The organism is Haloechinothrix aidingensis (genome assembly GCF_013450155.1).
Lineage (GTDB): Bacteria > Actinomycetota > Actinomycetes > Mycobacteriales > Pseudonocardiaceae > Haloechinothrix > Haloechinothrix aidingensis.
The window spans coordinates 269,047-293,538 of sequence record NZ_JACCKD010000002.1; the positions used below are offsets into that span (position 1 = coordinate 269,047).

General features: G+C 69.6%; 20 protein-coding genes and 1 riboswitch. Of the genes, 14 read left to right on the top strand and 6 right to left on the bottom strand.

What is annotated here, in order from left to right; translation table 11 throughout:
- The first annotated feature begins 11 nt into the window (after positions 1-11).
- From H0B56_RS05770 to H0B56_RS23425, 9 genes are all read left to right on the top strand, one after another.
- Positions 12-1,499 carry a neutral zinc metallopeptidase gene (locus tag H0B56_RS05770; RefSeq protein WP_180891893.1) on the top strand — a complete coding sequence of 496 codons (1,488 nt, stop codon included), beginning with the start codon at positions 12-14 and terminating at the stop codon, positions 1,497-1,499.
- A gap of 206 nt (positions 1,500-1,705) precedes the next feature.
- Entirely contained in the window at positions 1,706-2,932 is a 1,227-nt protein-coding gene (locus H0B56_RS05775; RefSeq protein ID WP_180891894.1) for a glycine cleavage T C-terminal barrel domain-containing protein, read from the top strand.
- Positions 2,933-3,005: 73 nt separating this feature from the next.
- Positions 3,006-3,863 (top strand): methylenetetrahydrofolate reductase, encoded by an 858-nt coding sequence (locus H0B56_RS05780; RefSeq protein ID WP_180891895.1) that lies wholly within the window; start codon positions 3,006-3,008, stop codon positions 3,861-3,863.
- 19 nt (positions 3,864-3,882) lie between these two features.
- Complete coding sequence (locus tag H0B56_RS05785; protein ID WP_180891896.1) at positions 3,883-5,580, top strand: formate--tetrahydrofolate ligase; 1,698 nt, start codon at positions 3,883-3,885, stop codon at positions 5,578-5,580.
- 68 nt (positions 5,581-5,648) lie between these two features.
- A complete protein-coding gene (locus tag H0B56_RS05790; protein WP_180891897.1) occupies positions 5,649-6,359 on the top strand; it encodes a GntR family transcriptional regulator in 711 nt (236 codons plus the stop codon).
- 46 nt (positions 6,360-6,405) lie between these two features.
- The gene (locus H0B56_RS05795; RefSeq protein WP_180891898.1) at positions 6,406-8,922 is read left to right on the top strand and encodes a GcvT family protein; all 2,517 of its coding nucleotides are present in this window, start codon (positions 6,406-6,408) and stop codon (positions 8,920-8,922) included.
- 11 nt (positions 8,923-8,933) lie between these two features.
- Positions 8,934-9,698, top strand: coding sequence for an electron transfer flavoprotein subunit beta/FixA family protein (locus tag H0B56_RS05800; RefSeq protein WP_180891899.1), 765 nt, complete (start codon positions 8,934-8,936; stop codon positions 9,696-9,698).
- A gap of 3 nt (positions 9,699-9,701) precedes the next feature.
- Positions 9,702-10,673 (top strand): electron transfer flavoprotein subunit alpha/FixB family protein, encoded by a 972-nt coding sequence (locus H0B56_RS05805; protein ID WP_180891900.1) that lies wholly within the window; start codon positions 9,702-9,704, stop codon positions 10,671-10,673.
- A gap of 49 nt (positions 10,674-10,722) precedes the next feature.
- Positions 10,723-11,538: an IclR family transcriptional regulator domain-containing protein gene (locus H0B56_RS23425; RefSeq protein WP_180891901.1), complete on the top strand. Its 816-nt coding sequence runs from the start codon at positions 10,723-10,725 to the stop codon at positions 11,536-11,538.
- A 51-nt stretch (positions 11,539-11,589) separates the two neighbouring features.
- On the opposite strand, the gene H0B56_RS05815 is transcribed toward H0B56_RS23425, so the two are convergent.
- On the bottom strand, positions 11,590-12,552 hold the full coding sequence (locus H0B56_RS05815; RefSeq protein ID WP_180891902.1) for a tetratricopeptide repeat protein: 963 nt from the start codon (positions 12,550-12,552) through the stop codon (positions 11,590-11,592).
- A gap of 224 nt (positions 12,553-12,776) precedes the next feature.
- On the opposite strand from H0B56_RS05815, the gene H0B56_RS05820 reads away from it, so the two are divergent.
- Positions 12,777-13,280 carry a MarR family winged helix-turn-helix transcriptional regulator gene (locus H0B56_RS05820; RefSeq protein ID WP_180891903.1) on the top strand — a complete coding sequence of 168 codons (504 nt, stop codon included), beginning with the start codon at positions 12,777-12,779 and terminating at the stop codon, positions 13,278-13,280.
- A 24-nt stretch (positions 13,281-13,304) separates the two neighbouring features.
- On the opposite strand, the gene H0B56_RS05825 is transcribed toward H0B56_RS05820, so the two are convergent.
- The gene (locus tag H0B56_RS05825; RefSeq protein ID WP_180891904.1) at positions 13,305-14,696 is read right to left on the bottom strand and encodes a wax ester/triacylglycerol synthase family O-acyltransferase; all 1,392 of its coding nucleotides are present in this window, start codon (positions 14,694-14,696) and stop codon (positions 13,305-13,307) included.
- A 456-nt stretch (positions 14,697-15,152) separates the two neighbouring features.
- The gene (locus H0B56_RS05830) at positions 15,153-15,515 is read right to left on the bottom strand and encodes a DUF3817 domain-containing protein (RefSeq protein WP_180891905.1); all 363 of its coding nucleotides are present in this window, start codon (positions 15,513-15,515) and stop codon (positions 15,153-15,155) included.
- 183 nt (positions 15,516-15,698) lie between these two features.
- Positions 15,699-15,878, top strand: a riboswitch (cobalamin riboswitch).
- 24 nt (positions 15,879-15,902) lie between these two features.
- Here H0B56_RS05830 and H0B56_RS05835 point away from each other — a divergent pair.
- The 4 genes from H0B56_RS05835 (at position 15,903) to H0B56_RS05850 (ending at position 20,078) form a co-directional block, all read left to right on the top strand.
- Positions 15,903-16,964, top strand: a complete 1,062-nt coding sequence (locus H0B56_RS05835; RefSeq protein WP_246360906.1) for an ABC transporter substrate-binding protein — start codon at positions 15,903-15,905, stop codon at positions 16,962-16,964.
- A 101-nt stretch (positions 16,965-17,065) separates the two neighbouring features.
- Positions 17,066-18,166: a FecCD family ABC transporter permease gene (locus tag H0B56_RS05840; RefSeq protein WP_180891907.1), complete on the top strand. Its 1,101-nt coding sequence runs from the start codon at positions 17,066-17,068 to the stop codon at positions 18,164-18,166.
- A 53-nt stretch (positions 18,167-18,219) separates the two neighbouring features.
- Positions 18,220-19,263: a FecCD family ABC transporter permease gene (locus H0B56_RS05845; RefSeq protein ID WP_219632362.1), complete on the top strand. Its 1,044-nt coding sequence runs from the start codon at positions 18,220-18,222 to the stop codon at positions 19,261-19,263.
- Positions 19,260-20,078, top strand: a complete 819-nt coding sequence (locus H0B56_RS05850; RefSeq protein WP_180891909.1) for an ABC transporter ATP-binding protein — start codon at positions 19,260-19,262, stop codon at positions 20,076-20,078. The genes H0B56_RS05845 and H0B56_RS05850 overlap by 4 nt, the downstream gene beginning before the upstream one ends.
- Positions 20,079-20,856: 778 nt before the next feature.
- Here H0B56_RS05850 and H0B56_RS05855 read toward each other — a convergent pair.
- From H0B56_RS05855 to H0B56_RS05865, 3 genes are read right to left on the bottom strand one after another with little or no spacing between them, the layout of a single operon-like run.
- Positions 20,857-22,341: an oligosaccharide flippase family protein gene (locus H0B56_RS05855; RefSeq protein ID WP_180891910.1), complete on the bottom strand. Its 1,485-nt coding sequence runs from the start codon at positions 22,339-22,341 to the stop codon at positions 20,857-20,859.
- Complete coding sequence (locus H0B56_RS05860) at positions 22,325-23,413, bottom strand: glycosyltransferase (RefSeq protein ID WP_180891911.1); 1,089 nt, start codon at positions 23,411-23,413, stop codon at positions 22,325-22,327. The genes H0B56_RS05855 and H0B56_RS05860 overlap by 17 nt, the downstream gene beginning before the upstream one ends.
- A 25-nt stretch (positions 23,414-23,438) precedes the next feature.
- Positions 23,439-24,455 carry an NAD-dependent epimerase/dehydratase family protein gene (locus H0B56_RS05865; RefSeq protein ID WP_180891912.1) on the bottom strand — a complete coding sequence of 339 codons (1,017 nt, stop codon included), beginning with the start codon at positions 24,453-24,455 and terminating at the stop codon, positions 23,439-23,441.
- Positions 24,456-24,492: the final 37 nt, after the last annotated feature.

Consider the following 24,492-nt stretch of genomic DNA (forward strand, 5'->3'; position numbering starts at 1 on the left):
TGCCAGTGAGCATGACGACACCGCATCGTCTCGGGAGGCGACGCACCGCGCTGATCGCCATGGTCGGCGCGGTCACGCTGGCCATGGCGGCGTGCGGTGACGGCCCGGCCCCGGGTCGGGCCGTCACCGAGGGCGACATCGGCGGCCTGCCCGTCTCGCACTTCGACAGCGGGCTCAAAGAGGCGGCACCCGGCCCGACCATCGACGTCGACAACGTGACCGACGGCCCGATCGACACGGTGGCATCCTCAGCGAGCCAGGACGTCGAGCGGTACTGGAGCGCGAGCCTGCCCGACCGGTTCGGCACCACGTTCGAGCCGGTCGAGCGGCTGGTCTCCTACGACTCCGGCACCGACGACTTCCTGATCTGCGGCGCGAGCGTGCAGGGCCTGGTCAACGCGTTCTACTGCCCGGAGGAGGACACCGTCGGGTGGGACCGAGGGGCCCTGTTCCCGCTGCTGGACGACCAGTTCGGACCGATCGGCGTGCTCACCGTGCTGGCACACGAGTACGGACACGTCGTACAGCACAGGCTGGGCGAGCTCGCCGGGATCTCCGCGGTAACCCCCACGATCGTCAAGGAGCTGCAGGCGGACTGCTTCACCGGCAACTACTTCCGCTGGGTGGCCGAGGACGAGAGCGAGTTCTTCGAAGTATCCACTTCGGAAGGTATCAACCAGGCGCTGAGCGCGCTGCACTTCGTGCGGGACGCCCCCGGCGACCTGCGGCACGACATCGACGCGCACGGTACGGCCTTCGACCGCACCTACGCGTTCCAGGTGGGTTTCGAGAAGGACCCCGGCGCGTGTGTCGAGATCGACGAGCAGGCGGTCGACGAGCGCACGACGCAGTACACGTTCAGCGAGCAGGACAACCGCGAAGGCGACCTGCCGCTCACCGAGGACACCGTGGAGCTGGCGCTGGACAGCCTGGACGCGGCCTTCGACGACGTCGTCGCGGAGCGTCCTGAGGTGCTCACCGACTCGGGCGGGACCTGCCCGGACGGCACGGGCACCCCGCCGCTGTCCTACTGCCCCGGTGACGGCACTGACGCCTCCGGCACGGTAGACGCTGCCATCGCCATCGACATCGACGAGCTGGCCACGCTCGCCGAGCCGATCGACCAGCGGGCCGAGTGGGAAGGCAGGGAGGTCGAGGGGTACGGCGACTTCGCCGTGTTCGCCGCGCTGGCCTCGCGTTACGCGATGGGCGTCCAGCAGGCCGCTGACGTCCCACTGGACGAGCTCGATGCCGGCCTGCGCGCGGCCTGCTACGTGGGCGCGTGGGCGAACTTCGCCAATGAGCCACGCGCGCGGGACCGGATCCTGCGGCTGTCCCCCGGCGACCTCGACGAGGCGATCCTGGAGATGCTCCGGCAGGACAGCCTGATCGCCTCCACCGTCGACGGGATCCCGGTGCCGGGCGGCTTCGCCAGGGTCGAGGCATTGCGCACCGGTTTCGTGGACGGCCGGCAGGGCTGCCGCGACACCGCGGGGTAGCTCCCCGATCCCGCCGCGGCGGTCACGCGAACCCGCAGGTCGAAGCCCAGAAAGCGGCCGCAGGCGCATCCTCGGTCGTGGGACCTCTTCCCGTTGACGCGTGGCCCTCGTATGCCGCACACTGGTTGCGTAGTGCACAACCGTTGGGGATGACGCAACATATGCCGGTCCCTATCGCAGCCGTTACGAGAGCGCAAGGAGGCGCCATGGCCGAGGTACTCGATCCGCGGATCAGCACGGCACCCATCGACGAGCCGGCCAAGCAGGTTGTCGAGAACCCCCGGGTCATGCTGTACACGCGGCTGCGAAAGTCCCCGTATTTCTGGAAGTCGCGTGCGCACGGCGTGGCGATGTACAGCGTGTACAACCACACCTACCACCCGCGGCACTACGGAGACCCGGTCGGCGAGTACTGGGCCCTGCTCAACGACGTGACCATCTGGGACGTCGGGGTCGAGCGCCAGGTCGAGATCTCCGGGCCGGACGCGTTCGACTTCACCAACATGCTCATCCCGCGCGACCTGTCCAAGTGTGCGGTCGGCCAGTGCAAGTACGTCTTCATCACCGCACCGGACGGCGGCATCATCAACGACCCCGTCCTGCTGCGCCTCGAGGAGAACAGGTTCTGGCTCTCGCTGGCCGACAGCGACGTCCGGCTGTGGGCCATGGGACTGGCGCACGCGGGCGGCTGGGACGTGCGGATCGAGGAGGTCGACGTCGCTCCCATCCAGGTGCAGGGCCCGAGGTCGCGTGAGGTCATGGTCGACCTGTTCGGCGAGTCGATCCTGGACGTGCCGTACTACTACCTGCGCCACTACACGCTGCACGGTATGGACGTGGTCGTCAGCCGCACCGGCTACACCGCCGAGCTCGGCTACGAGATCTACCTCTACAACGCGAGCAGGGACGCGGGCCGGCTGTGGGACGCCGTCTGGCAGGCGGGCGAGCCGCACGGGATGCGCCCGATCGGTCCCTGCCATATTCGCAGGATCGAAGCGGGCATGCTCTCCTACGGCTCCGACATCACCCTGGACACCAACCCCATGGAGGTCGGGTACGACTACAACTGGATGGTCGACCTCGACCAGAAGGCCGACTTCATCGGCAAGGACGCGCTGAGGCGCATCCGCGCGGAAGGCGTCTCCCGGATCATGGTCGGGGTCGAGATCGACGGTGACCCGCTCGGCACGTACAACGACGGGTCGATGATCGAACGCTTCCCCGTGCTTTCCGAGGACGGCACCGCCGTCGGCAACGTGAGCAGCGCCTGCCACTCGCCCCGGCTGGAACGCAACATCGGCCTGGCCATGGTGCCCATCGAGTTCAGCGAGCTGGGCACGAAGGTGGGAATCGAGACGCCGAACGGGTTGCGCAACGGCGAGGTGGTGGAGAAGCCCTTCGTCGACCCCCGCAAGCAGACCCCGAAGGGCTGAGGGCCGGCACCCCTATCCCGCGGGCCGATCCCACTCGACCGACCACGACCATCCACCGACCGAGGAGCCGAGCATGGCACGGACCGACTCCCGTCCCCGCAGGCGCAGGGCCGTAGCGGGGCTGCTGGAACAGCCCCGCTACGAGGTCATGCCGTTGTCGAACGTGTTCGACGAGGTCGAGTGCCTGCCGCGCGGCGCCGTGGTCACCGTGACCTCGTCTCCGCACAAGGGTGCCGACGCCACGATCGACCTGGCCGTGCGATTGGCCGAGCACGGGGTGCGGCCGGTTCCGCACCTCGCTGCCAGGCAGGTGCGCGACAGGGCCGAGCTCGCGGGATTCCTGCACCGGCTGGAAGCAGCCGGCATCGACAACGTGTTCGTGGTCGGTGGCGACGCGCGGGAACCAGCAGGCGAGTTCGACGACGGCCTGGCGCTGCTCGAGGCGATGGATTCGATCGGCCACCCGTTCGACCACATCGGAATACCGTCCTACCCGGACGGACACCACGCGATCGACGACGACCGGCTCTGGGCGGCACTCCAGGCGAAACAGCGGTACGCGACGTACACGGTCACCCAGATGTGCTTCGACGCCGCGACGATCAGCCGGTTCACCCTTGCCCTGCGGCGGCACGGCATCACGCTGCCCATCTACGCGGGGATTCCCGGCGTCGTGGACATGGCGAAGCTGCTCCGCGTCAGCCTGCGTATCGGCGTCGGTGACTCGCTGCGTTTCGCCCGCGGGAACAAGGCGGCATCCAGGCGGCTGCTGACCCCGCGCGGGTACCGGCCGGACGCGCTCGTCCGCAAGCTCGGCGCGCACGTACAGGACGGCAAGGCGGAGCTCGCCGGGCTGCACATCTACACGTTCAACCACGTCGACGCGACCGTGCGCTGGATGCAGACCGCGCGGCGCAAGGTCGCTTCCTGATTCCGAGGAGGAACCCCAATTGGCCATGCCCTCCGACCTCGAGATCTCGCGGCACACCGTGCTCAGGTCACTGGATCGGGTCGCCACCGACCTCGGCATCGGCGATCACCTCGTCGAGCCGTACGGCCGCAACGTCGCGAAAATCTCCCTGGACGCCATTCCCGAGCGCGACCACGCCGCGCGCGCCAAGTACGTCGTGGTCACGGCCATCACCCCGACCCCGCTCGGCGAGGGCAAGACCACCACGACGGTCGGTCTCGGCCAAGCGTTCCACTACCTGGACAAGCGCGCGGTGATCGCCGTCCGGCAGCCGTCCCTCGGGCCGACGTTCGGAATCAAGGGCGGGGCAGCCGGCGGCGGGTACGCCCAGGTCGCGCCGATGGAGTCGCTCAACCTCCACCTGACAGGGGACATCCACGCGGTCACCTCGGCACACAACCTGCTGGCCGCGATGCTGGACAACCACCTGCACAAGGGCAACGCACTGGGTATCGACCCGCAGTCGATCACATGGCGCCGGGTGCTGGATTCCAACGACAGGGACCTGCGCCAGATCGTGACCGGGCTCGGCGGCCGGGCCGACGGTATCCCCCGCCAGTCGGGTTTCGACATCACCGCGGCGAGCGAGGTGATGGCGATACTCGCGCTGGCCACCTCGCTGCAGGACCTGCGCGAACGGCTGGGTCGCATCGTGGTCGGCTACGACTACGACGGCCGGCCCGTCACAGCCGAGCAGCTCAAGGCTGCCGGGGCGATGTGTGTGCTGCTGCGCGAGGCTCTCAAGCCGAACCTGATGCAGACGCTCGAGCAGTCGCCCGTGCTCGTCCACTGCGGACCGTTCGGCAACATCGCGCACGGTAATTCGTCGATCGTCGCCGACCGTATCGGCATCCGGGGCTCGGACTACCTGATCACCGAAGCCGGCTTCGGCGCGGACATGGGTGCGGAACGCTTCTTCAACATCAAGTGCCGCATCTCGGGAATGGTCCCGGACGCCGCGGTGATCGTCGTGACGGTGCGGGCGCTGAAGGCTCACTCCGGAAGGCATCACGTCGCCGCGGGCAAGCCGCTGCCGGAGGAGCTCCTCGCCGAGAACCCCGATGACGTGCTCGCAGGGGCAGCGAACCTGCGCAAGCAGATCGAGAACATCCGCATGCACGGCGTGTCCCCTGTGGTGGCGATCAACGCGTTTCCCGGCGACCATGCCAGCGAGCGGCAGGCGATCGTGGACGTGGCCGCCGACGAGGGCGTGCCGGTCGCCACGAGCACGCACTTCACCGAAGGGGGCAAGGGCTCTGTCGAGCTCGCCGAAGCCGTCGAGGAGGCCTGCGCGACCAGCTCGGACTTCCGCTTCCTCTACGGCGACGACCTCCCCCTCGCCGACAAGATCGAACGTATCGCGCGGCAGGTGTACGGCGCCGACGGCGTGGATATCTCGCCGACGGCGGCCCGGCAGCTGAGCACCTACGAGAGTTGCGGCTTCGGCACGCTACCGGTGTGTATCGCCAAGACCCACCTGTCGCTGTCGGCCGACCCGGCACGCAAGGGCGCGCCGACAGGCTGGCGGCTTCCCGTCCGGGAGGTACGGGCCTCGGCCGGAGCGGGGTTCATCTACGCGATCTGCGGGGACATGCGGACCATGCCCGGCCTGTCCTCCTTCCCCGCTGCCGAACAGATCGACATCGACTCGGCGGGTCAGATCGTCGGCCTGTCCTGAAAGATCCGGGTGTTCCCTATGAAGCAACCGTTGCGTATTACGCAAGATATATCTACCATGTATCAGTGATGGACATCACACTTCGGCACCGGTCGTCAGGCGGCTACGAGCTGCCTGACCTGATCACGCTCGAGCCCGGCAGGCGTAGCGCGGGCAGTCTCAGCGAGATGGCCTACTACCTGCTCAGGGACCGATTGATCACCCTGGAGATCCCCCCGGGGGCGACCATCGACGAGCGTGCGCTGCAGGCCGACCTCGGCCTCGGGCGGACGCCGGTGCGGGAGGCCCTGCGCAGGCTCGCCGACGACCGGCTCGTCCATGTGGTCCCGCGACGGGGGATGTTCGCCCGCCATGTCGATCTCGGTGACCTCAGCGCCATCAGCGAGATCCGCATCGAGTTCGAGTCCTATGCCGCATACCTGGCGGCCAACCGGGCGACCGCCGCCGACCGGAACGCCATCGCCGACATGCTCGGCGAGCTCGACGCGGCACGGGAGGCAACGGACCACCGCGAGCTGATCCGGCTGGACCTGCGCACCCACCGCATCGTGCACCGGGCGGCCCACAACGCCTACCTGGCCGCCACTCTCGAGGAGTACTACGTGCACAGCTTGCGGATGTGGTTCCTCGTCCTGGACAGGGTCCAACGACTCGACCGGGCCGTCGAGGAGCACCGCGAGCTACTGGCCGCGGTACTCGAAGGCAACGCACACGCCGCCGAGCAGATCCTGCGAAAACACGTCGCCGCGTTCGAAGGCGAGATACGGGCAGTGCTTTGACGCCGTGTCGCCTCCACCGTCCACAAGACCACCGATTGGAGTTGCCATGAACACACTGCCTGACCGCGCCGATGTCGTCGTCATCGGCGCGGGGATCGTGGGGAACTCGCTGGCACACCACCTCGCCCAGTTCGGCTGGCGCGACATCGTGCTCCTCGACAAGGGGCCGCTGCCGGACCCGGGCGGGTCGACGGGCCACGCCTCGAACTTCGTCTTCCCCGTGGACCACTCCAAGGAGATCACCGCGTTGACGGTCGACTCCATGCAGCAGTACGAGAAGCTGGGCACGCTCACCGCGCCGGGCGGTCTCGAGCTGGCACGCAACGAGAGCCGGGTCGAGGAGCTCAACAGGCGGATGGCCTCGGCGAAGGCGTGGGGTATCCACGCCGAGCTGCTCAGCCCGTCGGCCGTGGCCGACCTCGTGCCCTACATCGACCCGAGCGTGATCCGCCTCGGGTTCTGGACACCCTCGGCCGCCGTGGTCGACCCGCTGCAGAGCGGCGTGCTCATGCGCGAGCAGGCGATCGCGCTCGGAGCCCTGACCGTCTCGGCCAACACCGCGGTGCTCGGCATCGACACCGAGCGCGGCAGGGTCTCGAAGGTACGTACCGACCGTGGCGACATCGAGACCCCGACCGTGGTCGTGGCCAGCGGCGTGTGGAGCCCGCGGATCGCGGCGATGGCGGGCGCGCGGATCCCGCTGACCCCGGCCGTGCACCAGATGATCGACGTCGGCCCCATCCCGGAGCTGGCCGAGACCCACACGGAGGTCTCCTTCCCGCTGGTGCGTGACATGGACGCGCTGATGTACGAGCGGCAGAGCGGGGCGGACCTCGAGATCGGCTCCTACGCGCACCGGCCGATCCTGCACGACACCGACGACATCCCGTCGATCGAGGCCGCGCAGCTGTCGCCGACCCAGCTGCCGTTCACCGACGACGACTTCGACCCGCAGATGGAGGACGCGCTCGAGCTGTTCCCCGGCATCCTCAACGCGCCGGGGGCCGGGGTCCGCCACGCGATCAACGGCCTGCTGTCGGTCACCCCGGACGGCAGCCCGGTACTCGGCGAGACCCCCGAGGTCGCCGGCCTCTGGTCGGCGGCGGCGGTGTGGATCAAGGAAGGGCCCGGGGTCGGCCGCGTCCTCGCGGAGTGGATGACCCACGGCACCACCGAGATCGACGTGCACGGTGCCGACATCGCCCGCTTCTACCCCCATCAACGCACCGCGAAGCACGTCAGGGCCCGCGCCATGGAGGGGTACAACAAGATCTACGGGATCGTGCACCCGAACGAGCAGTGGGAGTCCAACCGCAACCAGCGCCTGTCGCCCTTCCACCCCCGCGAGGAAGCCCTCGGGGCACGCTTCTTCGAGGTCGGTGGCTGGGAACGGCCACACTGGTACGAGTCCAACCGGCACCTGCTCGCGGAGTTCGCCGAGCACATCGACGACCGTCCACACGAGTGGGACGCGCGGTGGTGGTCGCCGATCATCGACGCCGAGCACCTCGCCATGCGGAACCGCGTCGCGGCGATCGACCTGTCCGCCTTCGCGCACTTCGACGTCCGCGGGCCGGGTGCGCTGGACTACGTGCAGCGCATGGCGATGGCGCAGGTGGACAAACCGGTCGGCAAGGTGGTGTACACGCCGGTACTCGACTACCGCGGCGGTTTCCGCAGCGACCTGACGATCGTCCGCCGGGGCGAGCAGGAGTTCCGCGTGATCACCGGTGGCGCCGACGGCGCACGGGACCGCAAGTGGTTCGGCGATCACGTACCGGACGACGGCTCCGTGGTCCTCACCGACGTCACATCCGCCGTGGCCACCCTCGGCCTGTGGGGACCGCGTGCACGGGACGTGCTGTCCGCGCTGACCGAGGAGGACATCTCCGCCGAGGCGTTCCCGTTCGGCACAGCACGCGAGCTCACCGTCGACGGTGTGCCCGTGCTGGCGCTGAAGATCTCCTATGTCGGCGATCTCGGCTGGGAGCTGCACGCACCGTTCGAACAGGGCCTGCACCTGTGGGACGCGCTGTTCGACGCGGGCGCCGAGCACGGCATCGTCCCCGCGGGCATCGGGGTCTACGGCACGACGGGACGCCTGGAGAAGGGCTACCGGCTGATGGGCGCCGAGCTGGAGAGCGAGTACAACCCGGTGGAGGCCGACCTCGCGCTTCCGAAGGTGAAGTCGGCCGACTTCATCGGCAAGGAGGCCTACCTGAAGGCTCGCGAGCAGGAGCCTGCCGCGCGGCTGTGCACCCTGACCGTCGACGACCACGCCGACTCCGGTGGGACGCGCAGGTACCCGCAGCCGCACTCCCCGGTGCTGACCACCTCCGGCGACCGCATCGTGGACAACGCAGGCCGCGGTTCCTACGTCACAAGCGCGGGATCCGCCCCCTCGCTCGGGGCGTACCTGCTGATGAGCTACCTGCCGCCGGAACACGCCGTCGAGGGTGGCGCGCTGCTGGTGGAGTACATGGGTGAGCGCTACCCGGTCACCGTCGCCCGTGCCGGGCGGACTCCGCTGTTCGACCCCGACGACCAGCGCATGAAGGCGTGAGAGGGGACCTCATGGATGTACTGGTATGTATCAAGCGCGTACCGGCGCCGGGAGGCAAGGTGCTGCTGAGTGCCGACGGCACCAGCATCGACACCCGCCACCTCGGCTTCACGATCGGTCCGCACGAGGAGTGCGCGGTGGAGGAGGCCATCCGCATGGTCGCCGAGCACGGCGGCTCGACCACCGTGCTCACCGCGGGACCACCCGAGGCGGACGAGCAGCTGCGCTACGCGCTGTCCATGGGTGCCGATCACGGCGTGCTCGTCGAGACCGGGGCTCGCGAGCTCGACCCGCAGGCCACAGCCACGGCTCTCACCGAGGCGATCCGCATGGTCGAGTCCGAGGGTAAACCGTTCGACCTGCTGCTGTTCGGCAACGAGACGGCGGATGCCGGGCACTACCAGGTGGGTGTCCGGGTGTCCCGAGCGCTGGGGCTGCCCATCGTCGGCGGCATCAAGGGCATCGAGATCGGTACCGGCCGGGTATCGCTCGAGCGCGACGTCGCCGACGGGGTGGAGGTCTACGACGCGCCGCTCCCCGCGGCGGCCGCGGTCAAGGAAGGCCTCAACCTTCCGCGCTACCCCAGTATCAAGGGTCGTCTCCGGGCGAAGAAGGCGCCGGTACGCACCATCCGTCCCGAGCCGTCACCGGGAGGCCTGCGCACCGTCCGGCTTCGCCAGCCACCGGAGAAGGAGCACGAGACCGTCGTACTCGGCTACGGAGCGGAGGCCGCCGACCCGGTCGTCGACGTGCTTGCCGAGAAGGGATTGGTGTAGATCATGTTGCTCGTCATCGTCGAGGAGGACGCGGGAGGGGTCTCCGCCGCATCGCTCGAAGCAGTGACCTGCGCCCGGCATCTCGCCGAGGGCACGGGGCTCGACCTGCACGCCGCGGCGTTCGGCGCGCACGGCGACCTCGCGGCGGGGCTGTCCAAGTACGGCGTCTCCACGCTGCACCTGGTGACCTCCGACGCGACTCAGGAGTACTCCCCCGAGCTGTGGGGAGCGGCGCTGGCCGAGCTCGTCGAGCACACCGGCGTGACCGGGGTGCTGGCCGCGAGCACCGACCGCGGCAACGAGCTCCTCGCCAACGCCGCCGCGAGCGCCGACCAGCCGTTCGCCAGCAACTGTGTCGCCATCGAGCCGGGTGACCCGTGGAACCTCACCCGGCAGCGCGGGGGCGGGATCCTGCTCGAGGACGCCGAGCTGTCCGGCCGGGTCAAGCTGGCCAGCCTGGTACCGGGATCCGTCGAGATCTCGGAGGCCACTACCACCCACGAGGTCGACGTGCTGGAGTTCGTTCCGGCACCGCGGGCCACCATGCCGCACAGTGTGATCGTCGACCGCACCAGCCGTGGCTCGGGCGTCAGCCTCGCGACCGCCCGTGTCGTGGTGTCCGGTGGCCGCGGGGTCGGTAGTGCCGAGGGGTTCGCCCCCCTCGAGGAGCTCGCCGAGCTGCTCGGCGGCGCGGTCGGGTGCTCGCGGGTGGCCACGAACAACGGGTGGCGATCGCACAGCGACCAGGTCGGCCTGACCGGCACCAAGATCGGTGCCGAGCTCTACATCGCGTGCGGCATCAGCGGGGCGACCCAGCACTGGGTCGGGTGCATGGGCGCCAAGACCATCCTCGCCATCAACACCGACCCGGAGGCGCCCCTGGTCGCCCGCGCCGACTACGCGGTGATCGGCGACGTGCAGGAGGTGCTCGGTGCGGTACTCGAACGGGTCCGTGCCCGCAGGGCAGCGGCCTGAGCACGCGGAACGTCCTGCGCGGGACAGGCAAGATGTAGACTGGCGATCCGTGGATATCAGCAACGACGACCGTGCACCAGGCCGCGTCCAGTCCGTCGAACGGGCCGTGACCATCCTGGAGTTCCTCGCGGCCAACGGCTGGTCCGGTGTCACCGATGTCGGCAACGCGCTGGGTGTCCACAAGTCGACGGCGTTTCGCCTGTTGAACACCCTGGAAGGGCGCGGCCTGGTAGAGCAACACGTGGACAGCGGCAAGTACCGGCTCGGTTTCGGACTGCTCCAGCTCGCGCACGCGGTGACCGTGGGGCCGGATATCCGGCGGCAGTCGCAACCGGGCTGCGAGTGGTTGGCGCAGCACACCGACGAGACCATCACCCTGTCGGTCTGCGAGGACTTCGAGTCGGTCACCATCGACCAGATCGTGTCGACGTCGACGGTGGCGAGCCGCAGCTGGCTCGGCAGGCGCATCCCGTTGCACGCGGCGGCCTCCGGGAAGATCTTCCTGGCATCGCTACCGGACGGGGACTTCGAGAAGATCGTCGCCGGGCCGCACGAGCGGTTCACCCCGGGCACGATCACCGACGTCGGCCTGCTGCGGGAGGAGATCGACCGGTGCAAGGCCAACGGCTACGCCACCACCTCGGAGGAGTTCGAGGAAGGACTGAGCTCGATCGCCGCGCCCATACTCTCCTTCGACAACGACGTGGTCGCCGCGATCAGTATCTCGGGTCCGACCTACCGCCTCGACGACGAGCGGCTGACCGAGCTGGCCCCGCTCGTCCGGGAAGCCGCGGCGCAAGCCTCTGCCGGGTTCACCTACGAGTGGCAGGCCGGCAGGGTCGAGGAGGCGAGCACGCAGTCCTAGCTGCCTGCCGGCCGGATGGGCGCACACCGTCCGGCCGGCAAGCCGCTGGGCTCAGAACAGCGCGCTCGCCAGGTCCCTACGCGCCTTGAGCACACGATCGTCGTTGGCGTCGAACAGCTCGAACAGCTCGACGAGGTGTGTGCGCACCCGATCACGATCGTCCCCGCTCGTGCTCCGGATGGTGTTGATCAACCGGGCGAACGCCTGCTCGACCTGCTGCTGGAGCACCGCGTAGTCCGCGGCGGACAGCTGCGCGTCGATGTCGTTCGGGTCGGCGTCCGCCCTGGCGACCACCTGGGGGTCGATATCGCTCGCGCGCGCGATGAACCGGACCTGGTTCAGCGCGGCCTTCGCCTGCTCGTTGCTCGGCTCGGCGTCGATGATCTTCTGGTACGCCGCCTCGGCCGCGGCGTAGTCGCCCCGCGCCAGCGCGTCCTCGGCCTCGGTGAAGCGCGGGTCCTCCTCGGCCGCCTCACCCTCGACCTGGCCCGCGCCCTGCTCGGCCGCGGCGATGCCGGGAAGCTTGTCCCGCAGCGCATCCAGCAACGAGTTCAGCCACGTACGGATCTCCTGCTCGGGCAGGGCCCCCGAGAAGGCGTCCACGGGCTGACCGCCGGCAACAGCGATCACGGTCGGCAACGACTGTGCGCCGAACAGCTGGGCTATCCGCTGGTTGGCGTCGACGTCGATCTTCGCGAGAACCCACGCCCCGTTGAACTCGCCGGCCAGCTTCTCGAGAACGGGACTCAGCTGCTTGCACGGCTGGCACCAGTCGGCCCACAGGTCGACCACGACCAGCGTGTTCCTCGACCTGTCGACCACCTCGGACTGGAAGTTCGACTCGGTGACGTCGACGACCACACCCCCGCCCGGCGCCGAGCCGCCTCCGCCGGAGGACTGCTGGCGTGCCGCGTCCGCACGCTCCTTGAGCCCGGACAGGTCGACGGCGCCGGAGAGCGCGGCCGATACCGCTTGCTGGTTACCTTGCCTGGATGCTCCACGTGGCTGTGTCACGGTCCCCATCCTGACACGAACGCGTGCCGGCTGTCCGTCCCGGTAGCCCTTGCGCACCGCCGCCCGCGTACCGCGCACACCTCCCGTGATACACGTGCGGCACGCGCGCCCGCGCCCCGTGGCACGTACCGTCACACGTACCGCTGCGCGACCGTCGTGCCACGGACGGACCGCTGCCGCACCTGTATCCGGCACAGCTGGTGCGCGCTGGTAATTTCACTGGCATGGACCGCCCGTTGCCGTTCGATCCCATCGCAAGGGCAGCCGAGCTGTGGGAAGAACACATCGGCCCGTCGACGACGATGGCCGCCGTTACCGGCATCATGCGTGTCCAGCAGATCATCCAGTCCGCGGTCGACACGGCGCTGAAGCCGCACGGTCTGACGTTCGCGCGTTACGAGGCGCTGGTGCTGCTGACCTTCGCCAGGCGGTCCAGCCTGCCCATGCGCGTGATGGGCGAACGCCTGCAGCTGCACCCCACGAGCGTCACCAACATCGTGGACCGGCTCGAGCGGGACGGCCTGGTCGTACGCCGCGCACACCCCACGGACCGCCGCACCACGCTCGTCGAGATCACCGAGGACGGGCGGCTGCGCCGCAAGCAGGCGACCACCGCGGTCAACGAGATCGACTTCGGGCTGCACGGCCTCACGCACCGCCAGACCGAACAGCTCATCGACCTGCTGACCCGGGTACGCAAGGCCGAGGGCGACTTCACCGAATCCTGACGACACCCTGACGACCGGGTGGTGTCAGCCCTCGGCGGCGGACGCGGCGTTGCGCAGCTCGGCTCCGGCCTTGGCCACATCGTCCCTGAGCCCGTCCACGCCCGGCAGCACGCGCGGGTCGGCAAGCAGCCCGATCTGCACATCGCCACGGTGCACGGCCACAGCGATCGACAGGGCCTGGCCGAGCGCCAGTGGGGCCACGGGCTGGACGGTGCCGAGCTCGGCACCGTCCAGCCGCATCGGGGTGTTCGGCAGCGGCACGGTGCTCACCATCGTGTCGAACAGCAGCGGGGATGCTCGCCCCAGCATCCGCGTCGCCAGCCGGTGAGCGCCTGCGGGCACCGCATCGGCCAGCAGCGGGAACGCCCCGGCGCCGCTGTCCGGCCCGTGCTCCTTGTTGCGCCGCATGGCTTCCTGTACCCGGTGCACCCGCTCGACCGGGTCGGTCGCGTCGGCGGGCAGCTCGCACAGGTACCCGGACAGCTGGTTACCGACCTGGCCCTCGGCGCTCCTCCTGCGCCGCATGCTGACCGGGATGAACGCGCGCGGGTTCGCCTCAGCGTAGAACGCGCTGCCTGCCTTGTGCTCGCGCACCCAGCGTCCGACCCCGCCTGCGATGACCGACAGCACCACGTCGTGGAGCGTGCCTCCTGTGTACTTGCGGACGCGGCTCAGCTCCGCGCCGTCCAGCCGTACACAGGTCCACTCGCGCCTCGGCGACTCGCCGAACAGTGTGGTCACCGGGGACGCGAGCGACCGGGGCCGCGCGGCCGTGGCCGTCGCGGCCGCCACGCCCGCCAGCCGCTGTGCCCGCTCGCGGAGCCGCGGGGCACCACCTGCGAGGTCGGCGGCCAGCTGCCCGCCTGCCCGGCGAGCGCCTGCCGGCCAGCTCAGCAGCTCGTCGATCAGGGTCCGCTGTCCCGCGTCCGCTGGCGTCTCGCACGGTTCGGCGCCGTCGAGCAGGGAGCCGACCACGGAGATCGCACCGGCGGCGTCCGCGAGGGCGTGGTGCATCTTGATCACCACGGCGAACCGGCCTCCGGAGAGCCCGTCGAGCACGTGCAGCTCCCATGGGGGGCGCCCCTGCTCGAGCGGCTGCGCCATCAGCGCCGAGACCGTGCGTTCGAGCTGTTCGGGCGCGCCCGGCTCGGACAGCGCGTGCGTGTGCACATGGCCGGCCACGTCCCGGTTCGGCCGGGCAGCCCAGACCTTCCCCGCGAACGGCAACCACGTGTCGCGTGCCGTCCGCGCGAGCTGCGGAACACGTGCGGCACGGTGCGCGAGTGTTCGCGCGACGCGCGCCGCGCTCGTGGGCTCCTCCGGCTCGAAGATCAGTACGGCGCCCATGTGCATCGGTCGCTCGGCACCATCGAGGCACAGGAACGACATGTCCAGGCCACTGAGTCGATCGACCACTGCCGTCTCCTTACACGTCGCGCTGCACGGCCCTCGGTACTACCGGGGACGTGTTGTTCACCTGACGCGCGAACGCACCCGCATCGCGTCCCGCCCCGACTGACACCGACAAGCACCCACAAGCACCCACAAGCACAGCACTGTCCACACACCACACAGGTCGGCGATACGGGTGCGCGAGCTCGCGAGCCTGGCTACCAGCAGGCCGCGCGTGAAGTCGAGGGGCAAAGTCGTTGTCAGCAGCGAGCGCTGGCACGGGAAGTGGACCCGGCCCCGTAACGACCGCCGGAGCGGTCCGGCCCCCGCACCGTACTCGGTTCGGGCCCACCGTGGTTCCACGCTGCGCATCCAGGATATCTGTTTACCCTGCACAGCAGTAATCCACCAATCGAGTGCCCTCGCGTCAGCGGCTCGCGCGCGCCGGATATCTCCTCGGCGGAAGGGCTGTTACGAGAGTCACGCGGTGGCGGGGCCGCGCACCGTGAACAACGCCACTCCGCCGCTGCCGACGCAGCCGGGGCTGTCCAGCCGGCCCGAGCGCAGCGCCCAGACCTCGAACCACCAGGTGAACAATGGTGGGACCCCCGCGGCCACGGCCAGAAGCAGCGTCCGCGCGTTCCAGTCGAGAGCACGGAAGACGGCGAGGGTCACCACGATGTAGGCGATGAACATGATCCCGTGAACCATGCCCGCGACCGGTACGCCGCCCTCGCCCAGCCCGACGACGTACTTGGCGAACATGGCCACGAGCAGGCCGACCCAGGACAGCGCCTCCGCTACCGCCACAAGCCGAAACACGGCCGCTGCCTTGCCGAACATCGTGCCCTCCTCGTACCTGTCGCGTGCTCATCGACGCATCGGTTCATACCCCAGTGTGAAGCGTGACCGCGCTCACCGGCCGACCGGGACACTTGCCCGGGGGCACGTACCGGTGAGAGGTTGACGTTCTCGGCGCGCGAACGGCGCGCGGCGAGAACGAGAACGACACACCGACAACACGCAGACAGCGCGTACTGCCGTAGTGCACGGGAAGCCGGTTCGAGTCCGGCGCGGTCCTCGCCACTGTGACCGGAGTACCCGTCCCACGAGCGCCACTGGGCCGACCAGGCCCGGGAAGGCGGGACGGGCTGGACACCGTCCGCCTCCGGGAGCCAGGAGACCGGCTACGGCGGTCGTACATGGCTCAAGCCACGAAGGATGGTTTGCTTGACATCTCGACACACGCGACGCACCACTCGTTCCGGTGCGTCCCGCATCACGTTGTCCGTACTCACCACGCTCGCGCTCACCGCGTCCGCCTGCGGCGTTCCGGACCCGTCCGGAGACCGGGAAGCGACGGGCACGGATCACATCCTCAACTGCGACATCGAGGTTCCCGTCTCGGAACCGCCCGAGCGGATCTTCGCCGCGTACCAACCGGCCATCGAGATGGCACACGCGCTGGGAGTCAGCGATCGGCTCGTCGGGACCGCCTACCTCGATGCCGAGGTCCTCGACGAGTACACGCAGGCCCAGCAGGGCCAGCGGTACTACGAGACGCTACCCAGCAGGGAGGAGGTGCTGTCCACCGAGCCGGACTTCGTGCTCTCCGGTTTCAACGGCGCGTTCACCGACGAGAACTTCGGCACCCGCGCGAGCCTCCGCGAGATCGGTATCGAGAGCTGGATCTTCAGCCCGCTGTGCCCCAGCGAGGACGGTGCGGGCGACGAGACGATCGATCCGTCCACGGTGACCATCGAGGCTGTCTACGAGGATCTGCGCGATCTCGGGGCGGTGTTCGGCACGGAGGACGCGGCCGAGGACGTCATCGCGGACATGCGGAAGACGATCGGCGAGGTCGCCGAGACGCTCGATGCGGCGGGTGACGACCTCCGGCGCCCGTCGGTGATGATCGGCCGCCCGGATGCCGACGGCTTCCGGATCGCGGCGGGCCCGGACTTCTCCTCCGAGATCCTCTCGCACGCCGGTGGCAGGAACGCCTTCGCCGACCTGGACAGCAAGCGGAACGTGGACATCAGCACCGAGGAGCTGATCGATCGCGACCCCGAGCACATCTTCGTGGACGTCTGCTGTGCCGCGGGGATGACCCCCGAGGACTCCGCGGACGATGTCGAGGCCATCCTGTCTAACCCCGCGCTGGCCAACGTCACCGCCGTCGCCGAGGGCAACGTGCACGAGTTCACGTTCGCGAACCGGTCGGCGGGGGTGCGCAGCGCCACCGTCATCGCCGAGATCGCCGGGACCATCCACCCCGAGCTGTTCGAGTAGAGGAGGTGCCGCGATGATCGCCATCGCATCGCGCGCGCACCTCCGTACCGGCCGGGCCGGCACACTCCCGGCACGGCGCAGCGGTACCGGGTAGGTCCGCGATGACCACCCAGTCTCCCTCCTCGGTCATCGCGGCCGCGCCTCCCGTGTGGTCACGCATCCGTAGCTGGTTCACCGCGGCCGTGCAGGGCCAGGGACTGCTGTCCGGGACGTGGTCGCGCAGCGCGGGCCTGCTCGGGACGGTGCTCGTGCTGGCGGCCGCCATGCTGATGTCCCTGTTGATCGGCCACGAGCGGCTGACCGTCGACGAGGTGCATGCGGCCTACTTCGCCTACACCGGGTCCGACACCGACCTCGTCGTGCTGCATCTGCGGGTGCCCCGCACGCTGGTCGGGCTGGCCGTCGGAGTCTCGCTCGGTGCGGCGGGCGTGCTGGTGCAGGGCGTGACGCGCAACCCGCTCGGCGGTCCCGGCATCCTCGGCATCAACGCGGGCGCCTCGCTGGCCACCGTGCTGGCGATCAGCGTGCTCGGCGTCACAGCGGTACTCGGGTACGTGTGGTTCGCCTTCGCGGGCGCCGCGCTCGCGGCGGTCGCGGTGTACGCGGTCGGCTCGACCGGCAGTGGCGGCGCGACACCGGTGAAGCTCGCGCTCGCCGGAGCCGCGGTGACCGCGCTGCTCGGCTCGGTCACCTCCGCGATCATCCTGCGGGACCGGGCATCGCTGGACGAGTACCGGTTCTGGGTGGTCGGCTCGCTGGGCGGGGCGGACGGCGCGATGCTGGCGGAGGCGTCGCCGTTCATCGCGGCCGGGCTCGTCCTGGCGTTCGCCCTGACCCGCTCGCTCAACGCGCTCGCGACGGGGGACGACCTGGCACGCTCGCTCGGGGTCCGGCTCGGCCGCGTGCGAGCGCTCGGCGGGGTGGCCGTGGTACTGCTCGCCGGAACCGCGACCGCCGCTGCCGGACCGATCGGCTTCGTCGGGCTGGCCGTGCCGCACGTCGCCCGCGCCATAGCCGGCCCGGACTACCGCTGGATCCTGCCGTGGAGCGCCGTGCTCGCCCCGGCTCTGCTACTCGTGGCCGACATCCTCGGCCGGGTCGTGGCACGGCCCGAGGAGCTGCAGGTCGGCATCGTGACGGCCCTGGTCGGGGCACCCGTGTTCATCTACCTCGTCCGCCGCAAGCGATTGGCCGGGCTATGAGCACGCTACCGGGCGAACCGCACTCGAGTCCGTCCACATCGGGCGGAACTCCGTTGCCGCGTGGCACGCACGTGCTCCGGTCACACCGGCTGGGCGTTGCCGTGCGGGTCTACCGGCCCGCGCTGGTGCTCGGCTGCGTGTTGGGCGGGCTGGCGTTCGCGGCCACCGTCGCGTCGCTGGCTCTCGGTGACTTCACCATGACCGTCACGGACGTACTTTCGGTGTTCACCGGCCGGTCCAGCCCGATGCTGGCGCACGTCGTCGTGGATATGCGGTTGCCACGCGCGCTCACGGCGGCCGGGGTCGGCGCAGCCCTGGCGATCTCGGGCATGATCCTGCAGCGCCTGGCACACAACCCGCTGGTGAGCCCGGACATCATCGGGATCAACGCGGGTGCGACCACGGCCGCGGTCTGCGCGATCGTGGCGTTGACCGGCAGCACGCGGCAGGTGACAGGCGCCGCGCTCGCGGGAGCCGTCGGCACGGCACTGCTGCTCTACCTGCTCGCCTACCGGCGCGGCGTCGCGGGCTACCGGCTGGTGCTCGTCGGTATCGGGCTGACCGCGATGCTGACGTCGGTCACCTCGTACCTGATCACGCGCACGGACCTGAACACGGCCGCGCGCGCCATGATCTGGCTGACCGGCAGCCTGGCGAACCGGTCCTGGGACCACGTCGGGATCATCTGGCTCGGCCTGGCGGTACTCGCACCGATCGCGCTCGCCCTGACCAGGCAGCTGCGCCTGCTGCAGCTCGGCGACGACACCGCTGCCGCGCTCGGCGGCCGGGTGCAGCTCGCACGTGCCGCGTTGCTGTTCACCGCCGCGGCGACCGCTGCTGGCGCGACCGCGGTCGCGGGTCCTGTGGCCTTCGTGGCGCTTGTGGCCCCGCAGATCGTGCGCAGGCTGCTGCGCGAGCGGGCCGTGGCGTTGCTGCCGGCCGCGGCCTGCGGCGCGCTCCTGGTACTCGGCGCCGACCTGCTCGCGCGCACCGCGTTCGGCGGCACCGAGCTGCCGGTCGGCGTGCTGACCGGCGTTCTCGGCGCACCGTACCTGCTGTACTTGCTCACCAGGATGAACAGGATCGGACAGGCATGAGCACTCAGCCACACACCACGGGCGGGCGGATCGCCACCAGTGACCTGACACTGGGCTACGACGGTAGCCCGATCATCTCCGAGCTGTCGCTCGAGCTCCCGCCCGCTCGGATCACGTGCATCGTCGGGGCGAACGGGTGCGGCAAGTCCACCCTGCTGCGCGGGCTCGGCCGCCTGCTGCGCCCGCGCGACGGTTCGGTCACGCTGGACGGCGAGGAGATCGCCAGGATGCCGACCGGCAAGCTCGCCACCCGGCTCGGCCTGCTACCCCAGCAGCCCCTCGCACCGGACGGCATCACGGTGTCCGATCTGGTCGGTCGCGGGAGGCATCCGCACCAGCGGTGGTTCCGGCAGTGGTCGCGGGCGGACGAGGCCGCGGTGCGCTCGGCCCTGGATGCGACGGGACTGACCGGGCTGTCGGATGCTGCCGTCGACGAGCTGTCCGGGGGCCAGCGGCAGCGCGCCTGGATCGCGCTCGCGCTGGCTCAGCAGACCGAGACCATGCTGCTCGACGAGCCGACGACGTTTCTCGATCTCGCACACCAGATCGAGGTGCTGGACCTGCTCGCCGAGCTCAACAGCGAGCACGGGCGCACCGTGGTGCTTGTCCTGCACGACCTGAACCTGGCGTGCCGTTACGCGGATCATCTCATCGCCATGCGGGACGGCGCCGTAGCGGCCACGGGCGAGCCTGCCGAGATCGTCACGGCCGACCTGGTGCGCGAGGTCTTCGGGCTGCCGTGCGAGGTGATGGACGACCCGCTGACGCATACCCCGCTCGTGCTCCCCCGTCCCGGCGCGCGCAAGCGGCGCTGAGCATCCCGGTGTCCCGTTCACCGACCGGACTCCCCACGGCGCCCAGCCCTCCGGGTTGTCACTCTATCGGGTCACATTTCGCGAATTACTCGGCGTATCACCGCTGACGCTCGATCGTGCGACACGGAATCGAGTCGTCCTCACCATGGAGCAATCACACGCCGTAACCATGCACTGTCGATCACGACCCTGCCGCGTGAAGAATACTCAACCGGCCCGGTGAAAACACGAAAGTACTACACGTTTAGACTCGGTCCATTTCGCACCCTCCGGCGGCGCGCCCCGACCGGCACCGGCTCCCGCGTTGACACCGCCCGTCCGGCCTGAAAACCTTCTCACCGCTTTCGAAAGCACGTCAGAAGGATCAACAAGTCAATCCATTAAGGAGCCCCTCAATGATCGAAACGTTCGCCATGTGCACCGGATACTGCACCGACGGCGACATCGTCTCCGGCATTCTCGCCGGCATGGCCAACGTCCTCGGCTGGCTTGTCTGAGGTCTCGTGCCATGCCGCTGGGCAGGCTCACACGTTGGCGCGGGTACGAGCCTGACCAGCACATCGCATCAGGACGGCCGGACCGGCTGTCCGCTCTCCGGGTACGTGGTCGAACGTCCTACTGGCGCGGTGCGACGTTCCTCAGCCACCACGACCCGGAAGCACGACCCTGCTCGCGAAGCAGCAGGCATATCTGACCGGTCAGGAACGGGTCGCCCGCCGAGCACGGCGGGCGACCCGTTCGCCGTATTCCGGCGGGTCGGCCCGGCACGACGCCGTGCTCACCGCGTACGGGCGGCACGCTCCCGTAACCGGGGTGAGACGGTACGGACCGTGGGCAGTCCCCTGCCGGCCTCGATGGCCACGAGTCCCAGCGACAACGCCCCCGCCGCCGCGAGCACGTGCCCGCCCGAAGCGACGAGCGCGGCGAGCACGAGCAGGCACAGCAGGCCCCCGAACGCCAGCTCCGGGCCGAGCCGCGCGCGCCACCCGGTGGCGAGCGGACCGCGGGCCAGCCAGGTGAACGCGAGGCACTGCACGACCATCGCGCCGACCAGGCCGACCGCCGTACCGACCCCGCCTGCCGACATCGCTCCCAGCGGCACGGCCACGGTCGCGAACGCGGATCCGGTCGCGACGCCCCGCAGTAGCAGCGCGCGGCGACCGGCGGCCATCAACACCTGACCGGCGAGGCTCGAGAAACACAGCGCGGGAAACAGCCACGCCAGGATGCGCAGCACGGCACCGCTGTCGGCATACCCCGCGTCGTAGAGCAGCCGGATGATGCCGGGAGCAAGCACGGTGGTCAACAGCGCGGCCGCGATCGAGGCACGTAGCGTCAGCGCAAGCGCACGGCCACTGAACTCGCCGAGCCGCCCCTCCCCGTCGGCGTGCCTGCGCACCATCTCCGGGTAGGAGGCGTTCGTGATGACCAGCGCGGCTACCGCGGCGACAAGCATCAACCGCGCGGCCGCCGCGTAGATGCCGACCTCGTAGCTGCTACGCAGCAGGCCGAGGACCACGGTGTCCATCATCTGCGAGTAGTGGATGAGCGCCAGGCTGCCAAGGATCGGCAGACCCGCTGCCAGGGTGGCGCGTACCCCTGCCGTGCTGGGTAGTTCAGCGCGGAGCCCGCCACGCCACACCAGGATGGCCAGTGCGAGCACGGCCCCGGCCAGCTGGCCCATCCACATCGTCATGATGACCCAGACCGGCTGCCGGGTCAGCAACACGACCCCGACGGCCGCGCAGGCCGCTACGGCCTGGGTCACCACCTTCACCAGCGCCGCCGCCCGCATCCACTCAAGGGCCTGCAGCGCGTAGACCGTGCTCAACGCCTGCGCGAGGGCCACGGGTGCCGCGGCCACGATCAGCACGGACGTGCCTGCGGGCAACGGAGCGACCAGCGCGATCACCGCGAGGGTCCCCATCGCGGCGACCGCGAGCGCGACCTGGGCGGCCAGGGTCTGTGCGACGATGCGGGACAGCTCGCCCGGTCGCCGGACGATCTCGCGCTGCGACCACAGGGTGATCCCACCGTCGCCGAGCGCGGTCAGGTAGAGCACGATCACCTGGGCGAACGCCACCCGACCGAAGGTTTCCGGCCCGAGGACCCGTGCGACGACCACGAGAGCCAAGAACGACAGGCCCCGCCCGATGATCTCGGCCGTGCCGAGTGACAGCAGGTAACCGCCCAGCCTGCGCGCCGTACTGCCACCGCGTTCTCCGGTGCTCTGCTCGGGCTGACCGCTACCGCGCGCCGACACCGATCACGTCCTCGATCTGATCCAGGTAGTGCGGGACGATGTCGCGCCACGACAGGTGGTTGGTGACGAACTCCCTGCCGCGCCCGGACAGCTCGGCACCCCGCTCGCTCAGCTCGATCAGCCCGGCGGCGAGCATGTCCGTATCCAGCTCCGTCACCAGCGCCGCACGTTCCGCGGAGAGCGCGGGCGCGAGGTTGATCCTGTCCGAGACGAGGCACGGCACACCGAGCGCCAGGTTCTCGGCGACCGCGATCGGGATGCAGTCCCAGCGCGACGGGTGGACGAACCCGGCACTGCCGAGGACGAAGTCACGCTTGTCCGCACCCCGGATCGGCCCGGACACCCGTACCCAGTCGCCGAGACCGAGCGCGTCGACGAGCCCTTTGGTGTACGCGAGACCTCCTTCGTAGTCCACGCCGTGCATCCGTAGCCGGGGCCTGCACGCGGCAGGGAGCGTGGACAGCGCGTACAGCAGCATGTCGATTCCCTTGTTGCGCACCGCGTAGCGTCCGTACCACGCCAGGTAGTCCCCGCCCGGCCGCCACCGCTCCGCGGGCACGTCGAATCCCGGCGGTGCGATGACGCACCGGGTGGCGGGCTCGATGCGCCGGACGTGCTCGGCCTCTGCGGGAAACCACACGTGCGCCGCGGCGGCGCCACGCAACACGGACGCCTCGAGCGCACGGCGCAGCCGCCGTGGCTGCCTCAGGTAGCCGATCCACGTGGGTTCGAACACGCCGTGCGGGACCACGACGTACGGCACTCCTGCCCGCCGTGCTGCCCGGGCGGCCACCAGGTTCGCGGTGAACCACGCCTCGTGCAGCACGAGCACGTCGACGTCGTGCAGCGCCTTGTCGAGACCGACGGGAACCCGTGTCGGCCGCCCCCGCCCGATGTCGCGGACCTGCCGTAGCTCGGCAGCACCGTACCGGGCGGGCTCGGGCGGCGCACCGTGATGCAGGACGACGACCTGCTCGGCCGCGTCGAGCATCGCGTGCGTCCACTGTGCGATGGCCGCGACCACTCCCGAGTGCTCCCCTGCGGCACCGGGGTAGTAATGCGCGAACTTCATGCGTTGCCCCTGTCGTCGGTCGTCGTCACGCCGGCTGCCGGTAGGTCACCGATGACTCCGCGGCGAGTGCCGCGGCGACCTGTTGCTCGATCCAGGGGTATGTCACGGCGAGCCCGTCCCGCAGCGTGGTGGAGGGCTCCCAGCCGAACGCCCGCTGGATGAGCGTGTTGTCGCTGCATCGCCCGCGGACACCCTGCGGGGCGTCGAGCCGGTAGTTGCGCCGCAGCTCGACACCCGCGATCTCCTGCACGACGTCGACGAGCTGGTTGATGGTCACCAGCTCGGCGCTACCCAGGTTGAGCGGGTCGGTGACATCGCCGTCCGCGATCCGGATGGTCCCGTCCACGCAGTCGTCGACGTACATGAAGCTGCGGGTCTGCTCGCCGTCTCCCCAGATCTCGAGGCGCGGGTCGCCGGTGAGCTTCGCGGTGGCGACCTTGCGGCAGATCGCCGCAGGCGCCTTCTCCCTGCCGCCGTCCCACGCGCCGTACGGACCGTAGACGTTGTGGTACCGCGCGACGCGCGTGCCCAGCTGGTAGTCCTCCCGGAAGTGCCGTGCCATCCGTTCGGAGAACAGCTTCTCCCAGCCGTAGCCGTCCTCCGGCATGGCAGGGTAGGCGTCGCTCTCCCGCAGGAAGGTCGCGTCCGGCCGGTCCTGCCTGTCCGCGGCGTAGACGCAGGCCGACGAGGAGTAGAAGAAGCGTTCCACGCCCGCGTCCTTGGCGGCGGCGAGCATGTGGATGCTGATCAGCGCGGAGAGCATGCACTCGGCCTTGTGATTCTCGATGAATCCGATACCCCCCATGTCGGCGGCGAGATTGTAGACCTGGTCCACCCCGTCCACCACTTCTCGACAATTCTGAAGATATTTCAGGTCGCGCACCGTGTTCTCGGCTTCCGTACTGCACTGCTCCCATTCTTGAACAGGCTTCACATCTACCGCACGGACGGCGTCACCGCGATTGATCAATGCTTGCACCAGATGTCCACCGATGAACCCCCCAGCCCCCGTGACCAGCACAGAGTGTCGATTTCCGCGCATGAAAACTCCTCAAATATCAGAACTGTCGGAACGTCGT

Bases quoted from the DNA above. Each gene is read 5' to 3' on its own strand.
- H0B56_RS05840 (WP_180891907.1), top strand. From the start codon at position 17,066: ATGACCACCCAGTCTCCCTCCTCGGTCATCGCGGCCGCGCCTCCCGTG.
- H0B56_RS05775 (WP_180891894.1), top strand. From the start codon at position 1,706: ATGGCCGAGGTACTCGATCCGCGGATCAGCACGGCACCCATCGACGAG.
- H0B56_RS05860 (WP_180891911.1), bottom strand. From the start codon at position 23,413: ATGAAGTTCGCGCATTACTACCCCGGTGCCGCAGGGGAGCACTCGGGA.
- H0B56_RS05830 (WP_180891905.1), bottom strand. From the start codon at position 15,515: ATGTTCGGCAAGGCAGCGGCCGTGTTTCGGCTTGTGGCGGTAGCGGAG.
- H0B56_RS05790 (WP_180891897.1), top strand. From the start codon at position 5,649: ATGGACATCACACTTCGGCACCGGTCGTCAGGCGGCTACGAGCTGCCT.
- H0B56_RS05820 (WP_180891903.1), top strand. From the start codon at position 12,777: ATGGACCGCCCGTTGCCGTTCGATCCCATCGCAAGGGCAGCCGAGCTG.
- H0B56_RS05800 (WP_180891899.1), top strand. From the start codon at position 8,934: ATGGATGTACTGGTATGTATCAAGCGCGTACCGGCGCCGGGAGGCAAG.
- H0B56_RS05865 (WP_180891912.1), bottom strand. From the start codon at position 24,455: ATGCGCGGAAATCGACACTCTGTGCTGGTCACGGGGGCTGGGGGGTTC.
- H0B56_RS05850 (WP_180891909.1), top strand. From the start codon at position 19,260: ATGAGCACTCAGCCACACACCACGGGCGGGCGGATCGCCACCAGTGAC.
- H0B56_RS05770 (WP_180891893.1), top strand. From the start codon at position 12: ATGACGACACCGCATCGTCTCGGGAGGCGACGCACCGCGCTGATCGCC.
- H0B56_RS05795 (WP_180891898.1), top strand. From the start codon at position 6,406: ATGAACACACTGCCTGACCGCGCCGATGTCGTCGTCATCGGCGCGGGG.
- H0B56_RS05805 (WP_180891900.1), top strand. From the start codon at position 9,702: ATGTTGCTCGTCATCGTCGAGGAGGACGCGGGAGGGGTCTCCGCCGCA.
- H0B56_RS05780 (WP_180891895.1), top strand. From the start codon at position 3,006: ATGGCACGGACCGACTCCCGTCCCCGCAGGCGCAGGGCCGTAGCGGGG.